The organism is Streptomyces sp. SDT5-1 (assembly GCF_052245995.1).
Lineage (GTDB): Bacteria > Actinomycetota > Actinomycetes > Streptomycetales > Streptomycetaceae > Streptomyces.
The window spans coordinates 6706296-6721668 of sequence record NZ_CM125963.1 but is presented as its reverse complement, the minus strand read 5'-3'; the positions used below and the strand labels follow the sequence as shown (position 1 = coordinate 6721668).

Sequence of the window (15373 nt, the reverse complement as noted above, 5' to 3'; positions counted from 1 at the left end):
TCCCTTTCAGCCGGTGAGTGTCTTCAGGTGGTCGCGCAGGCCGACCCCGAAGCTGGTCGGCGTGCCGTCGTAGTCGCTGATGAGCGAGGGACCGGAGGAGCAGTCCCAGGTGTTCCAGGTCCAGCCGAGGTACGACTGCCCGTGGTCGTCGAACCACTTCATGACCCGGTCGATGAAGGCGTGGGAGCAGGTGTTCTCGCCGATCTCCCCCGCCACCAGCGGCACCTGCCGGGCGACGGGCGCGAGCTGATCGTCCCAACAGGCCTCACTGGAACAGGTGTTGAAGTTGTAGACGTGCCAGGCCGCGGCGAGATTTCCGGCCGGGTCGGACGGCTTGTGGGCGAGCCACTGCCGCAGGTCGTTGGAGTACGCGAGGCCGCCCGCCAGGATCAGGTTCGTGGCGCCCGCCGCGCGGACGGCGTCGACCATGTCCTGCATGCCGGCGACCTCGTAGCCGATACCGGGGCACGTCCCGCCGTCCTTCCAGCAGGCCCATGCCTCGGAGAGGCTGGAGGTGGCGCGGTCCGGGTACGGCTCGTTGAACAGGTCGAGGACGACCTCGGGCCGCGCCTTGAAGGTGCTCGCGACCGACGACCAGAAGCTGGGCGCGTACCGCGCGTCGGGCATCGGCTTCTGGCAGGTGGCGTGCACGTCGGAGCAGCCCGCCGAGTTCCCGGTGTACTGGCCGTGGGACCAGTGCATCTCGAGGATCGGTGTCATGCCGTGGGCGGTGACGCGGTCGACCAACTTCTTGATGGCCTCTTGGTAGTTGGCGCCTCCGTACTCGGGTTTGATGTTGTCGAGGCCGAGCCAGCACTCCTCGTTGAGCGGGATGCGGACGGCGTTCGCCTTCCAGTCGGCGATCGCCCGGATCGCCGCGTCGTCGACCGGGCCGTCGAAGATCCCGTAGCCCTGTACGCACATGAACTCGGCACCCGAGCGGTTCACGCCGAGGATGCGGCGGGTGGCTCCGGAGGCGTCGACGAGCTTGTTGCCGGAGACCTTCAGGACGGGAGCGGCGCCGCCACCGGGGTCGGGGTCGGGCGGGTCCGTCGGGTCCGTGGTGTCGGTGTTGCAGGTGACGCCGTTCAGCTCGAAGGAGGTGGGCACGGTGTTGGCGCCCGACCAGGAGCCGACGAAGCCGGCGGAGACGGAGGCGCCCGCGGCGAGCGCGCCGTTCCACGCCTCGTTGGCCGCGGTCACCGTGGTGCCGGACTGGGACCACTTGGCGCTCCAGCCCTGGGTGACCTTCTGGCCGTCGGCGAAGTCGAAGGACAGGCTCCAACCGTCCTTCGCCGCACCGTTGTTGGTGACCTTCACGGCGCCCTGGAAGCCGCCGCTCCACTGCCCGGTGACGGAGTACTCGACCGTGCAGGCGGGGGCGGCAGCCGATGCGGTGCCGGTCAGGGGGACGAGCGCGGCCGCGGCGAGCGCGGCGCACACCCAGAGGGATAAAAGGGGCGGGGGGTGTCGCATGAGCGACTCCTTGCAGCTCGGACGGGCCGGTTTTCGGGGCCGGCGCGTCGACTGACGGAATCGCTCCCACTGGTTGCCGCTGGACTGTAGACAAAGAAGTCGCATCAGGCAACAGAGCGGTTTCGAATTTCCCCTGTCGAATGAATTCGACTCTCCAACCCTCTTGACCCCCTCTCCCCCCAGCCTCATCTTGGGAGCGCTCCCACTGGTTCACAGGTTGTTCGAGCCTCAAGGAGGACCCCCCATGCCCAAGAGACCGGCCCGGCGGTTGTGGACCGCTGCTGCGGCCGCCCTGGCACTACCGCTCGCCACTCTCGCGGCGCTTCCAACTTCCGCACAGGCAGCGGCAGTTGAGTGCAGCGTCGACTACAGGACCAACGACTGGGGCTCGGGCTTCACGGCCGAGCTGACGATCACCAACCGGGGCTCCGCCGCCCTCGACGGCTGGACCCTGGGCTACGCGTACGGCGGTGACCAGAAACTGTCGAACGGCTGGAACGGCGTCTGGTCGCAGTCCGGCCGGAACATCACGGTGAAGGACGCCGGATACAACGGAAGAATTGCGCCGGGCGCCGCGACTTCGACGGGAGCGCAATTCTCCTACAGTGGCTCGAATTCAGCTCCCACGAATTTCACGATCAACGGCACCGCGTGTGTCGGCGCCCATCAACCGCCGATCACGGTGCTCACCAGCCCCGAGGCCGGCGCCGTCTACACGGCCGGGGACGAGGTCCCGCTCGCGGCAACCGCGGCCGCGGCCGACGGGGCGAGCGTCGAGAAGGTCGAGTTCTACGACGACACGACACTGATCGGCACCGACACCACCGCCCCGTACGCCCTGAACACGGACGACCTCAAGGCCGGATCGCACTCGCTGTACGCCGTGGCGACCGACAGCAAGGGCGCCACCGGCGAGTCGACGCCGGTCGGCATCACGGTCGCCGCGGGCGCCGCCGTGGTCGCGAGCCCGTCCCAACTCGGCGTCCAGCAGGGGAAATACGGGACCTTCGACGTGAACCTTTCGACGCAGCCGGCCGCGAACGTCACGGTCTCCGTGGCCCGCACGAGCGGCAACACCGGCCTGTCCGTGACGTCCGGCGGCAGCCTCACCTTCACCCCGTCGAACTGGAACACGGCGCAGAAGGTGACGGTGGCCGCCGACTCCTCCGGCACCGGCGCCGCCACGTTCACGGCGACCGCGGCCGGACACAGCAAGGCCGAGGTCACGGTGACCCAGCTGGCCGCGTCGAAGGAGCACGACGCCCGCTTCCTCGACCTGTACGGCAGGATCACCGACCCGGCGAACGGCTACTTCTCGCCGGAGGGCATCCCGTACCACTCGGTCGAGACACTCATCGTCGAGGCGCCCGACCACGGCCACGAGACGACATCGGAGGCATACTCGTACCTGCTGTGGCTCCAGGCCATGTACGGCAAGGTGAGCGGCGACTGGTCCAAGTTCAACGGCGCCTGGGACATCATGGAGAAGTACATGATCCCGACGCACGCGGACCAGTCCACGAACTCCTCGTACAACGCGTCGAAGCCCGCCACGTACGCGCCCGAGCACGATCTGCCGTCCCAGTACCCGGCGAAGCTGGACCCGTCGGTGTCCGTCGGCTCGGACCCGATCGCGGGCGAGCTGAAGTCCGCGTACGGCACGGACGACATCTACGGCATGCACTGGCTCCAGGACGTCGACAACGTCTACGGGTACGGCAACGAGCCCGGCAAGTGCGAGGCCGGACCGACGGCGACCGGCCCCTCCTACATCAACACCTTCCAGCGCGGCGCGCAGGAGTCGGTGTGGGAGACGGTGCCGCAGCCGACCTGCGACGCCTTCAAGTACGGCGGCAGGAACGGGTACTTGGACCTGTTCACGGGTGACTCGTCCTATGCGAAGCAGTGGAAGTTCACCAACGCGCCCGACGCCGACGCGCGGGCCGTGCAGGCCGCGTACTGGGCCGACGTGTGGGCCAAGGAGCAGGGCAACGGCTCCCAGGTGTCGGCGACGGTCGGCAAGGCCGCGAAGATGGGCGACTATCTGCGGTACGCGATGTACGACAAGTACTTCAAGAAAATCGGCAACTGCACGTCGACCGGGTGTCCGGCCGGATCGGGCAAGGACTCCTCGCACTACCTGATGTCCTGGTACTACGCGTGGGGCGGCGCCACCGACACATCGGCCGGCTGGTCCTGGCGCATCGGATCGAGCCACACGCACGGCGGCTACCAGAACCCCCTCGCCGCGTACGCGCTCTCCTCGTACGCGGACCTGAAGCCCAAGTCGGCGACGGGCCAGGAGGACTGGGCAAAGTCGCTGGACCGGCAGCTGGAGTTCTACCGCTGGCTCCAGTCCGACGAGGGCGCCATCGCGGGCGGTGCCACCAACAGCTGGGGCGGCAGCTACGGCACCCCGCCGTCCGGCACACCCACCTTCTACGGCATGTACTACGACGAGGCACCCGTCTACCACGACCCGCCGTCCAACCAGTGGTTCGGCTTCCAGGCGTGGTCGATGGAGCGCGTCGCCGAGTACTACCAGCAGACGGGTGACACCGACGCCAAGGCCGTCCTGGACAAGTGGGTCGACTGGGCCCTGTCCAAGACGACGGTCAACCCCGACGGCACGTTCCGGATCCCCTCGACGCTCCAGTGGTCGGGCAAGCCGGACACCTGGAACGCAGCAAGTCCGGGCGCCAACTCGGGACTTCATGTCACGGTCGCCGACTACACGAACGACGTCGGCGTGGCGGCGGCGTACGCCAAGACACTGACGTACTACGCCGACAAGTCCGGTGACACCGAGGCGAAGTCGACGGCGAAGGCGCTGCTCGACGGCATGTGGAAGAACGACCAGGACGCGCTGGGCATCGCGGTGCCCGAGACCCGCGCCGACTACAGCCGCTTCGACGACGCGGTGTACGTGCCGTCCGGCTGGACCGGCACGATGCCGAACGGCGACAGGATCGACGCGTCGTCGACGTTCGGTTCGCTGCGGTCCTTCTACAAGGACGACCCCAACTGGTCGAAGGTGGAGGCCTACCTGGCGGGCGGCGCCGCGCCCACCTTCACGTACCACCGGTTCTGGGCCCAGGCGGACATCGCCCTCGCCATGGGCTCGTACGCGGAGCTGCTCGAGTAACGCCCCGCTGAAGGCGGCTCCGTCCCGGACGGGCCGGGCGACCCCCACCTCTCCGGGGGCCGCCCGGCCCGTCACCGCGTGCGGCCGTGGTGCACGAGGGCGTGGTTCACGGTGTCGTGATCGTCGGGCGCGGGGCCTTCGGCATCTTGTCGCCGATGAAGAAGCTGGGGTGCGGCGGCTGGTTGTAGGCGGTGTTCTGCCAGGCCAGCGCCGTGCGGTACTGGGTGTCGTGGAGGAGCGTCGTGATGCGGGTCGAGGTCTCCACCGGCGTCGAGTAGATGCGCAGCGCCGTGTTGTTGGTGGTCGGCCAGACGACCTCCTCGCGCCAGTCGCCGAGGATGTCACCGGAGAGGGCGGGCGTGGACTTGGTGCCATTGTTGGAGTGGACGCCGGACGCGGTCAGCAGGCGGGTGTCGGAGGACGTGCCGTACTTGTCGATGTGCGTGCCGTCGAGGAGCTCGCGGGTGGTGTCACCGTCCCACCAGGCCAGGAAGTTGGTGGAGGACGGCTTGTGCGAGTTCACCACCGTGCCCTTGGTGTCCCGGACGCCGGACTCCGCCGACGACCAGGACTCGGCGCCCGGGCTGCCGGACCAGATGTCACCGGACACACCACGGCCGTTGTCACCATTGGCGCCGGTCTTCCAGATGACACCGCCGGTCTTCGCGTCGGCCATCCAGGACGAGGGCTTGGAGCTGTCCTCGTCGACCTTGAACTCCTCCAGGCCCGGCCGCGAGGGGTCGAGGTCGCCGACGTGCATGGCGTCGCCGTGCCCGTTCCCCGTCGTCCACAGGCCGGCGCCGTTGTCGTCGACGGCCATCGCGCCGTAGACGATCTCGTCCTTGCCGTCGCCGTCGACGTCCGCGACGGACAGCTGGTGGTTGCCCTGGCCGTCGTACCCCTTGCCGGAGTTGGTGGAGGAGTTGGTGTCGAAGGTCCAGCGGCGGGTGAACTTCCCGTCCCGCCAGTCCCACGCGGCGATGACGCTGCGCGTGTAGTAGCCGCGCGCCATGATCAGCGAGGGCCGTGCGCCGTCCAGGTAGGCGGTACCGGCCAGGAAGCGGTCCACGCGGTTGCCGTACGAGTCGCCCCACGAGGACACCGTGCCGCGTCCGGGGACGTAGTCGACGGAGCCCATCGCCGCGCCCGTCTGGCCGTTGAACATCGTGAGGTACTCCGGGCCCGACAGGACGTAGCCGCTGGAGTTGCGGTGGTCGGCCGACGCGCTGCCGATGACCGTGCCCTTGCCGTCCTTCGTGCCGTCGGACGTCTTCATGGCGACCTCGGCCCTGCCGTCGCCGTCGTAGTCGTACACCTGGAACTGGGTGTAGTGGGCGCCCGAGCGGATGTTCCTGCCCAGGTCGACGCGCCACAGGCGGGTGCCGTCGAGCTTCACGGCGTCGACGATCGTGTTGCCGGTGTAGCCGGACTGCGAGTTGTCCTTGGCGTTGGTGGGCTGCCACTTGAGGACGAACTCCAGGACGCCGTCGCCGTCGAGGTCGCCGACGGACGCGTCGTTGGCCTCGTACGTGTAGGCGACGCCGTCGGGCGTGGTGCCGCCCGCGGGCGGGGTGATGGGGACGTCCTTGTAGCCGTTGCGGAGCTGGATGGCGTGCGGCGAGTCGGCCTGCTCCGTGCCGTTGACGACCGCGCGGACCGTGTAGTCGGCCGAGTTCGGCGCGCCCTCGTGGAAGTAGTTCGTGGAGCCGGTGATCGGGCTGGAGTTGACCTTCGTACCGGCGCGGTAGACGTTGAACGCGACGTCGTCCGGGTCGGTGCCGAGCCACCGCCAGCTGACCAGGTTTCCGGCGTCGGTGTGCACGCTGACCAGGCCGCGGTCCAGCTTCTCCGCCTGCCGGGCGGTGGCGGCGGACGCGTCGTCGTCCGGCAGGAACGTCAGTCCGGCTCCGGCGAGCGCGGCGGCCGTGGTGGCGGCGAGGAGCAGCCTGCGGCGTCTGCGGTGGCGGTGGGGGCGGGGCATGGGTACTCCCTGGGGTGCGGGTCGACAGATCCTTTCGACCCCTCAGTTGCCGCCGCCCGCCCGCGGGTTGCCGCCCGCTTCTACGCCATCACGTACGCCCGGACCTGGTACGTCGGGTCGGAGCGCGGCCTCTGCGGGTCCGGAAGTGCCTCCAGGCGGGCCGCCAGTTCCTCGCCGCCCTTCGCGTACGTGCGCCCGGCCCGTACGTCCCGTGCCAGGAGCGCCGGTGTGCGGCCCTGTCCGTGGCCGACGAAGGTCGCGGAGCCGTGCGGGCGCAGGCCGTGCCGTGCCGCGAGCGCGGTGACGGTGTCGGCGGCGTCGGTGGCCGGGCGGCGTCCCGTGTACGGCGCGACGAGGGCGCAGAGGTCGCTGCCGACGAGGTGGGCCGCCGCCTTGTCGACCGTGGTGACGAGGACGCCGCCGGGGCGCAGCACGCGGGCCGCCTCCGCGACGACCGGGGCGGCGTCCGGCAGCAGGTGCAGCAGCCACACCGCCGTGACCGCGTCGAACGTGGCGTCCGCGAAGGGGAGCCGGTGCACGTCCGCCCGGAACGCGGCGCCGGAGAGGCGGGGCGCGGCGGCGCGCAGCATGCCCGCCGCGCGGTCGACGCCGATGGGGCGCAGCCCTTCGCGGGTCAGCCGGCGGGTGACGAGGCCGGTGCCGCAGGCGAGGTCGAGGAGGGTGCGGGCGGTCGGCGGGACGAGGCCGAGGACGGCCGCGGCGGCCGCCTCGGCACGGGGTTCGCCGCCGCGGGTGGCGTCGTAGCGCCGGGCTTCCTGGTCGTAGTCGAGCACGCCGGGACCTTAGCCCAGCCGGGGGCGGAAGCCGAGGGGTCAGCCGGCGCCGTGCGCCGGTGCCAGCTTCTCCACCCGCTCGGCCAGCGCGAAGTCCTTCGCCGTGAGTGCGCCGCCCGCGTCGTGGGTGTTCACCGCGAGGGTGACCGTGTTGTAGCCGAGGGTCAGGTTCGAGTGGTGGTTCAGGTCCTCCTGGGTCCGCGCGATGTGCAGGACCAGCGCCGCCGCCGCGAAGTGCGAGTCGAGCCGGTACGTGCGGGTGAGCGCGTCGTCCTCCACGGACCAGCCGGGCAGCTCCGCGAGCCGGTCCTCGATGTCCTTCTGGGAGAGCGGTTCCGTAGCCATGCCTCCAGCGTGCCACCCGATCCGGCTCCGGTCCTCCCCTGGGCGCGGCCCGACTCGGACGGTCCCGGCCGAGGTGTGCATCGGACACAACGCCATTAGCGTGCCGAGAACGGGACATAGAGGGAGCTGACGGTGACGGACACGACGCGCACCCCGACCGAGCCTGATGCCGCGCTGCTGCGCGCGGGGCGGTTCTTCCGGAAAGGGAAGACGGCACCCGACCTGCACAGCGTGCAGATCAAGGGCGGTCGGGACGGTGACGTCTTCTATCGGGACCGCTGGAGCCACGACAAGGTCGTGAACTCCACGCACGGCGTGAACTGCACCGGATCCTGCCGGTGGAAGGTGTACGTCAAGGACGGCATCATCACCTGGGAGACCCAGCAGACGGACTACCCGAGCGTCGGCGCCGACCGGCCGGAGTACGAGCCGCGGGGCTGCCCGCGCGGCGCCGCGTTCTCCTGGTACACGTACTCGCCGACCCGCGTCCGCTACCCGTACATCCGCGGCGTGCTCGTGGAGATGTACCGGGAGGCGAAGGCGCGTCTGCACGATCCGGTGCTCGCGTGGGCCGACATCCAGGCCGACCCCGAGCGGCGCCGCAGGTACCAGCAGGCCCGCGGCAAGGGCGGTCTGGTGCGGGCCACGTGGGACGAGGCCGTGGAGATCGTCGCCGCGGCGCATGTGCACACCATCAAGACGTACGGCCCCGACCGGATCGCCGGCTTCTCCCCCATCCCCGCGATGTCGATGGTGTCGCACGCGGCGGGCGCCCGCTTCCACTCGCTGATCGGCGCGCCGATGCTGTCGTTCTACGACTGGTACGCGGACCTGCCGGTGGCCTCGCCGCAGGTGTTCGGCGACCAGACCGACGTACCGGAGTCGGGTGACTGGTGGGACGCCGCGTACCTGATGATGTGGGGCTCCAATGTGCCGGTGACCAGGACACCGGACGCGCACTGGATGGCGGAGGCGCGCTACCGGGGCCAGAAGGTCGTGGTCGTCGCGCCCGACTACGCGGACAACGCGAAGTTCGCCGACGAGTGGCTGCACCCGCACCCGGGCACCGACGGCGCGCTCGCGCTCGCCATGGGGCACGTGGTGCTGCGGGAGTTCTTCGTCGAGCGGCAGACACCGTTTTTCACGGACTACGTCAAGAAGTTCACCGACCTGCCGTTCCTGGTGACGCTGGAGGAGAAGGACGGCGCGTACGTGCCGTCGAAGTTCCTGCGCGCCGCCGACCTCGGGCAGGGCGGCGAGGGCGCCGAGTGGAAGACCGCGGTGCTCGACGAGGCCACCGGTCAGCCGGTCGTCCCGAACGGCTCGCTGGGCTTTCGCTGGACCGAGTCCGGCAAGGGCAAGTGGAACCTCGAACTGGGCAACATCCAGCCGACGCTGTCCCTGCACGGCTCCGACGTGGCGGCCCCCGTCGAGGTGCTGCTCCCCCGCTTCGACACCGACGGCGGCACGCACGGGCAGGGCCGCGGCGAGGTCGTGCGGCGCGGGGTGCCCGCGACGCGACTCGGCGGCCAGCAAGGACCGCTGGTCACGACGGTGTTCGACCTACTGCTCGCCCAGTACGGCGTCGGCCGCGAGGGCCTGCCGGGGCAGTGGCCCGCCTCGTACGACGACGCGGAGACGCCCGGTACCCCGGCCTGGCAGGAGATGCACACCTCCGTGCCGGCCGCGAAGTGCGTGAAGATCGCCCGGGAGTTCGCGGCCACCGCGGAGAAGTCGCGCGGGCGCTGCATGATCCTGATGGGCGCGGGGACGAACCACTGGTTCCACTCCGAGACCACCTACCGGGGCTTCCTCTCGCTGCTCCAGCTCACCGGCTGCCAGGGCAGGAACGGCGGCGGCTGGGCGCACTACGTGGGCCAGGAGAAGTGCCGCCCGGTCACCGGCTGGGCCTCGCTGGCCTCGGCGAACGACTGGTCGAGGCCGCCGCGGCAGATGATCGGCACCGGGTTCTTCTTCCTCAACACCGACCAGTGGCGCTACGACCGGTTCAGCGCCGACGTGCTCGCGTCACCGCTCGGCAAGGGCGCCTTCGAGGGCATGACGGGCGCGGACGTCCTGGCCCTGTCGGCGCGGTCCGGCTGGATGCCCTCGTATCCGACGTTCGACCGCAGTTCGCTCGCCCTCGGCGAGCAGTCCGTCGAGGACACCGTCGCCGAACTCAAGGCGGGCACGCTGAAGTTCGCCTGCGAGGACCCGGACGCGCCGGAGAACTGGCCGCGCGTGATGACGCTGTGGCGCGCCAACCTGCTCGGCTCCTCCGCGAAGGGCGCCGAGTACTTCACCAAGCACCTGCTGGGCACGCACACCTCGCTGCGCGCCGAGGAGGCCACCCCCGACGAGCGCCCCACGACGGTGACATGGCACGACGAGGCGCCCGAGGGCAAGCTCGACCTGCTGACCTCGCTGGACTTCCGGCAGACGTCGTCGACCCTGCTCTCGGACGTGGTGCTGCCCGCGGCCACCTGGTACGAGAAGCACGACATCGCCTCCACGGACATGCACCCCTACGTGCACTCCTTCACCCCGGCCGTCGACCCGCCGTGGCAGGCCCGCAGCGACTTCGACACGTTCAAGGCGCTCGCCCACAAGCTGAGCGAGCTGTCCGCCCAACACCTGGGCGTGCGCAAGGACTTGGTGGCGGTGCCGCTACAGCACGACACTCCGGGCGAGATCGCGCAGCCCGGCGGTGTCGTCCTCGACTGGCGCAAGGGCGAGTGCGAGCCGGTGCCCGGAAAGACGCTCCCGAACCTCGTGGTCGTCGAGCGGGACTACACGGCGATCGGCGCCAAGTTCACCGCGCTCGGCCCCCTCGTCGAGGAGCTGGGCCTGCCCGCGAAGGGCATCGCCCTCAAGCCCGACCAGGAGGTCACGGAGCTGCGCGAGCGCAACGGCACCGTGCGCGGCGGACCCGCCGACGGCCGTCCCTCCCTGGACACGGCGGTCAAGGCGGCGAACACCATCCTCGCCCTGTCCGGCACCACCAACGGCCGCCTCGCCACCCAGGGCTTCCACACCCTGGAGGCCCGTACGGGGCAGGGGATGGCGCACCTGTCCGCCGAGCACGAGGGCAAGCGGATCACGTACGCGGACACGCAGGCCGCGCCCGTCCCGGTGATCACGTCTCCGGAGTGGTCGGGCAGCGAGTCCGGCGGGCGGCGCTACACGGCGTTCACCCTCAACACCGAACACCTCAAGCCCTGGCACACCCTGACGGGCCGCCAGCACTTCTTCATCGACCACGACTGGATGCACGAGCTGGGCGAGGCGATGCCCACCTACCGGCCGCCGCTCGACATGAACCGGCTGTTCGGCGAGCCACGGCTCGGGCCCGACGGGGAGAAGGAGGTGACGGTCCGCTACCTCACCCCGCACAACAAGTGGTCCATCCACTCCGAGTACCAGGACAACCTGTTCATGCTGGCGCTCTCCCGCGGCGGCCAGTCCATCTGGATGGCCCCGCAGGACGCCGAGTCGATCGGCGTGCGGGACAACGACTGGATCGAGGCCGTGAACCGCAACGGCGTCGTCGTGGCCCGCGCGATCGTCTCGCACCGGATGCCGGCCGGCACGGTCTACATGCACCACGCGCAGGAGCGCACCGTCAACGTCCCGAAGGCGGAGACCAGCGGCAGGCGCGGCGGCATCCACAACTCGCTGACCCGGCTGCTCCTCAAGCCGTCCCATCTCATCGGCGGCTACGCCCAGTTGAGCTGGGCGTTCAACTACCTCGGCCCGACGGGCAACCAGCGCGACGAGGTGACGGTGATCCGCCGCCGCTCGCAGAAGGTGGAGTACTGACGCATGCGCATCATGGCTCAGATCGCGATGGTCATGAACCTCGACAAGTGCATCGGCTGCCACACCTGCTCGGTCACCTGCAAGCAGGCGTGGACCAACCGCAACGGCATGGAGTACGTCTGGTTCAACAACGTCGAGACCCGCCCGGGGCAGGGCTATCCGCGCCGCTACGAGGACCAGGAGAAGTGGCGCGGCGGCTGGGAGCTGAACAAGAAGGGCGCCCTCAAGCTGAAGGGCGGCGGCCGGTTCAAGAAGCTCCTCGGCATCTTCTCCAACCCGAAGCTGCCGGAGATCAAGGACTACTACGAGCCCTGGACCTACGACTACAAGAACCTCACCAACGCGCCGCTCGGCGACGACTACCCGGTGGCCGAGCCGCGCTCCCTCATCAGCGGCAAGCCCATGAAGATCGAGTGGTCGTCGAACTGGGACGACAACCTCGGCGGCGCGACCGAGTACGGCGACCTCGACCCGATGGTCCAGAAGACCCGCGAACAGGCCGCGGAGAAGGTCAGGTTCCAGTTCGAGCAGACCTTCATGTTCTACCTGCCGCGGATCTGCGAGCACTGCCTCAACCCGTCGTGCGTGTCCTCGTGCCCGTCCGGCGCCATGTACAAGCGGGTGGAGGACGGCATCGTCCTCGTCGACCAGGACTCGTGCCGCGGCTGGCGGATGTGCGTGACCGGCTGCCCGTACAAGAAGGTGTACTTCAACCACCGCACCGGCAAGGCCGAGAAGTGCACGCTCTGCTATCCGCGCGTCGAGGTGGGCCTGCCGACGGTCTGCTCCGAGACCTGCGTGGGCCGCCTGCGCTACCTCGGCGTGATGCTGTACGACGCCGACAAGGTCACGCAGGCCGCCTCCTCGAAGAACGAACACGACCTGTACGAGGAGCAGTTGGGCGTCTTCCTCGACCCGGAGGACCCGGCGGTGCAGCGGGCCGCCGAGGAGGCCGGCATCCCGTACGACTGGATGGAGGCGGCGCGCCGCTCGCCGGTGCACGCGCTCATCAGCAAGTACAAGGTGGCGCTCCCGCTGCACCCGGAGTACCGGACGATGCCCATGGTCTGGTACATCCCGCCGCTCTCCCCCGTCGTCGACGCGCTCACCGAGACCGGGCACGACGGCGAGGACCACGGGAACCTGTTCGGCGCCATCGACACTCTCCGCATCCCGCTCGAATACCTGGCGGAGATCTTCACGGCCGGTGACACCAAGCCGGTGCGCGCCTCCCTGGAGAAGCTGGCGGCGATGCGCTCGCACATGCGGGCCATCAACCTCGGCGAGCTGCCGGACAGCTCGATCGCCGAGTCCATCGGCATGGAGCCGCACGAGATCGAGGAGATGTACCGGCTGCTCGCCATCGCCAAGTACGAGGACCGGTACGTGATCCCGACCGCGGCGGTCGGTGACGCGCAGCGCCTGGAGGAGGCCGCTCTCCCGGCGGACACCTGCTCCCTCGACGTCGACGGCGGGCCCGGCATGGGCGGCGAGGGCCCCTTCGGCGGCGACTCGGGGGCGACGGTCGCCGACGGCCGCAAGCTGCTGCCCGTCGTCTCCGTCGAGAACTTCGAACTCAGCAAGGAACGGCAGACCGCCGACAAGGAGGAGAGCTGATGACCGACCGGACCTCCCTGCTCCTCCAGGCGTCCGCGCTCTGCCTCACGTACCCGGACGAGGAGCTGTACCAGCGGCTGCCGCTGATCAGGGCGGCCGCGCCGCAGCTCGCCCCGTTCGTCGAGCACGCCGAGGCCACGCCCCTGCGGGACCTCGCCGCGCACTACGTGCAGGTCTTCGACTTCAAGAACCGGCACAGCCTGTATCTGACGTGGTGGCGCGACGGCGACACACGGCGGCGCGGGATGTCCCTGGTGCGGATGAAGGAGGCGTACCGGGAGCACGGCATGGAGTTCACCGGCGAGGAGCTGCCCGACTTCCTGCCCGCGGTCCTGGAGTTCTCCGCGCAGGTCGGCCCGTTCCTCCTGGAGGAGAACCGCGCCGGGCTCGAACTGCTGCGGTTCGCCCTCACCGACCACGGCACCCCGTACGCCACGGTCCTCAATGCGGTGTGCGCCGCGCTGCCGGGCCCCTCCCCCAAGGACAGGGCGGAGGCGCAGGCGCTCGCCAGGTCGGGGCCGCCCCGCGAGGACGTCGGCCTCGAACCCTTCGGGACCCTCCCCCTTCTCGAGAAGGAGCACGCGCGGTGAACACAGCGCTCTTCGGCGTCCTGCCCTACGTGGCGTTCGTCCTGCTGATCGCGGGCACCCTCTGGCGCTACCGCTACGACAAGTTCGGCTGGACGACCCGCTCCTCGCAGGTCTACGAGTCGAAGCTGCTCAACATCGCGTCACCGGTGTTCCACTACGGCATCCTGTTCGTCCTCGTCGGCCACCTCGTCGGCCTGTTCATCCCGGAGTCGTGGACGGAGAAGGTGGGCGTCAGCGAGCACACGTACCACATGTTCTCGCTGATCGGCGGCACGCTCGCGGGCGTGCTCGCGGTGGCGGGCATCCTGATGCTGATCTACCGGCGGCGCACCAAGGCGCCGGTGCTGCTCGCCACCACCCGCAACGACAAGGCGATGTACGTGTTCCTGCTCGGGGCCATCATCCTCGGCATGGTCGCCAAGCTCACGCACTCCGGCGGCGACGGCTACGACTACCGGCAGACCATCGCCCCGTGGTCGCGCAGCCTGTTCACGCTGAGCCCCGACGTGGCGCTGATGGACGGTGTGCCCACTCTGTATCAGATTCACGCAGTAGTGGGCATGCTACTGATTGCGCTGGTACCGTTCACCCGGCTCGTGCATATGTTCAGCGCGCCGGTGCAGTACCTGTTCCGCCCGTACGTCGTCTACCGCAGCCGCGACCCGCGGCGCCTCGGCGCACGCCCGGAGCGTCGGGGGTGGGAGCGCACCGGCTCCTAACTCCCGGGGAGAAGTACGAAGGTGAGTGAACGTCGGCCCGCCCCCACCGTGGGCCAGGTGGTCCTCGGTCGCAGGCTGCGAGACCTTCGTGAGGCGCGCGGCCTGAAGCGCGAGGAGGCGGCCCGCTCGCTGCACGTGGCGGGCGCGACGATCCGCCGCATGGAGACCGCAGAGGTCGCGCTCAAGATCCCGTACGTGCAGATGCTGCTCGAGCTGTACGAGGTGCCCGAGCGGGAGATCGAGGCGTTCGTGGCGCTCGCCGAGGAGGCGAACCTGCCGGGCTGGTGGCAGCGCTTCCACGACGTGCTGCCCGACTGGTTCAGCCTGTACGTCAGCCTGGAGGGCGCGGCGTCGATGATCCGCGCGTACGAGCCGCACTTCGTGCCGGGCCTGTTGCAGACCGAGGAGTACGCGCGGGCCGTGTTCGACGCGGGGACGGTGGGCCGCTCGCGGCCCGACGACGTCGACCGGCACATCGACCTGCGGATGGCCCGCCAGTCGCTGCTCGACCGCGAGGAACCGCCGCACCTGTGGGTCGTCATGGACGAGACGGTGCTGCGGCGCCCGCCCGGCGGCGCGGACGTGCTGCGCGGCCAGCTCGACCGGCTCCTGGAGGAGGCGGCGCGCCCCAACGTGACGCTCCAGATAGCCGAGTTCGACACCGGGCCGCACCCCGGCACGTTCGGCCCGTTCTCGCTCTTCCGCTTCCCGGTCAGGGAGCTGCCCGACATGGTCTACAGCGAGTACGTGACGGGGGCCCTGTACCTGGACGCGCGCGACGAGGTCGGCGTGCACCTGGAGGTGCTCGACCACCTGGTGGCGCAGGCGGCGGGGGCCAACCGCACGATGGAGATCCTGCGCGAGGCGCGCGACGCGCTCGGCTGAGC

General features: G+C 69.9%; 10 protein-coding genes. 6 read left to right on the top strand and 4 right to left on the bottom strand.

Features of this window, described 5'->3' with window-relative positions:
- Nucleotides 1-6 precede the first annotated feature (6 nt).
- Nucleotides 7-1476 carry a cellulose binding domain-containing protein gene (locus ACTWJ8_RS30825; RefSeq protein ID WP_443260883.1) on the bottom strand — a complete coding sequence of 490 codons (1470 nt, stop codon included), beginning with the start codon at nucleotides 1474-1476 and terminating at the stop codon, nucleotides 7-9.
- A gap of 244 nt (nucleotides 1477-1720) precedes the next feature.
- Between ACTWJ8_RS30825 and ACTWJ8_RS30820 the strand changes: the two genes are divergently transcribed.
- Nucleotides 1721-4621: a glycoside hydrolase family 48 protein gene (locus ACTWJ8_RS30820; RefSeq protein ID WP_443260882.1), complete on the top strand. Its 2901-nt coding sequence runs from the start codon at nucleotides 1721-1723 to the stop codon at nucleotides 4619-4621.
- Between the two features lie 106 nt (nucleotides 4622-4727).
- Here the strand turns inward: ACTWJ8_RS30820 and ACTWJ8_RS30815 are convergent, their stop codons facing one another.
- From ACTWJ8_RS30815 to ACTWJ8_RS30805, 3 genes are all read right to left on the bottom strand, one after another.
- The gene (locus ACTWJ8_RS30815; protein ID WP_443260881.1) at nucleotides 4728-6602 is read right to left on the bottom strand and encodes a rhamnogalacturonan lyase; all 1875 of its coding nucleotides are present in this window, start codon (nucleotides 6600-6602) and stop codon (nucleotides 4728-4730) included.
- An 80-nt stretch (nucleotides 6603-6682) separates the two neighbouring features.
- A complete protein-coding gene (locus tag ACTWJ8_RS30810; protein ID WP_443260880.1) occupies nucleotides 6683-7396 on the bottom strand; it encodes a class I SAM-dependent methyltransferase in 714 nt (237 codons plus the stop codon).
- Between the two features lie 39 nt (nucleotides 7397-7435).
- A complete protein-coding gene (locus ACTWJ8_RS30805; protein ID WP_356379474.1) occupies nucleotides 7436-7741 on the bottom strand; it encodes a 4a-hydroxytetrahydrobiopterin dehydratase in 306 nt (101 codons plus the stop codon).
- A gap of 132 nt (nucleotides 7742-7873) precedes the next feature.
- Between ACTWJ8_RS30805 and ACTWJ8_RS30800 the strand changes: the two genes are divergently transcribed.
- From ACTWJ8_RS30800 to ACTWJ8_RS30780, 5 genes are read left to right on the top strand one after another with little or no spacing between them, the layout of a single operon-like run.
- Nucleotides 7874-11560 (top strand): nitrate reductase subunit alpha, encoded by a 3687-nt coding sequence (locus tag ACTWJ8_RS30800; protein WP_443260879.1) that lies wholly within the window; start codon nucleotides 7874-7876, stop codon nucleotides 11558-11560.
- A 3-nt stretch (nucleotides 11561-11563) separates the two neighbouring features.
- Complete coding sequence (gene narH, locus ACTWJ8_RS30795; RefSeq protein ID WP_443260878.1) at nucleotides 11564-13177, top strand: nitrate reductase subunit beta; 1614 nt, start codon at nucleotides 11564-11566, stop codon at nucleotides 13175-13177.
- Complete coding sequence (gene narJ, locus ACTWJ8_RS30790; protein WP_356379465.1) at nucleotides 13177-13767, top strand: nitrate reductase molybdenum cofactor assembly chaperone; 591 nt, start codon at nucleotides 13177-13179, stop codon at nucleotides 13765-13767. Before narH ends, narJ begins: the two co-directional genes overlap by 1 nt.
- The gene (gene narI, locus ACTWJ8_RS30785) at nucleotides 13764-14486 is read left to right on the top strand and encodes a respiratory nitrate reductase subunit gamma (RefSeq protein WP_443260877.1); all 723 of its coding nucleotides are present in this window, start codon (nucleotides 13764-13766) and stop codon (nucleotides 14484-14486) included. Before narJ ends, narI begins: the two co-directional genes overlap by 4 nt.
- Before the next feature lie 21 nt (nucleotides 14487-14507).
- Nucleotides 14508-15371, top strand: a complete 864-nt coding sequence (locus ACTWJ8_RS30780; RefSeq protein WP_356379459.1) for a helix-turn-helix domain-containing protein — start codon at nucleotides 14508-14510, stop codon at nucleotides 15369-15371.
- Nucleotides 15372-15373: the final 2 nt, after the last annotated feature.

Coding starts and splice junctions, on each gene's coding strand:
- ACTWJ8_RS30825 (WP_443260883.1), bottom strand. CDS start 1,476: ATGCGACACCCCCCGCCCCTTTTATCCCTCTGGGTGTGCGCCGCGCTC.
- ACTWJ8_RS30820 (WP_443260882.1), top strand. CDS start 1,721: ATGCCCAAGAGACCGGCCCGGCGGTTGTGGACCGCTGCTGCGGCCGCC.
- ACTWJ8_RS30815 (WP_443260881.1), bottom strand. CDS start 6,602: ATGCCCCGCCCCCACCGCCACCGCAGACGCCGCAGGCTGCTCCTCGCC.
- ACTWJ8_RS30805 (WP_356379474.1), bottom strand. CDS start 7,741: ATGGCTACGGAACCGCTCTCCCAGAAGGACATCGAGGACCGGCTCGCG.
- narH (WP_443260878.1), top strand. CDS start 11,564: ATGCGCATCATGGCTCAGATCGCGATGGTCATGAACCTCGACAAGTGC.
- narJ (WP_356379465.1), top strand. CDS start 13,177: ATGACCGACCGGACCTCCCTGCTCCTCCAGGCGTCCGCGCTCTGCCTC.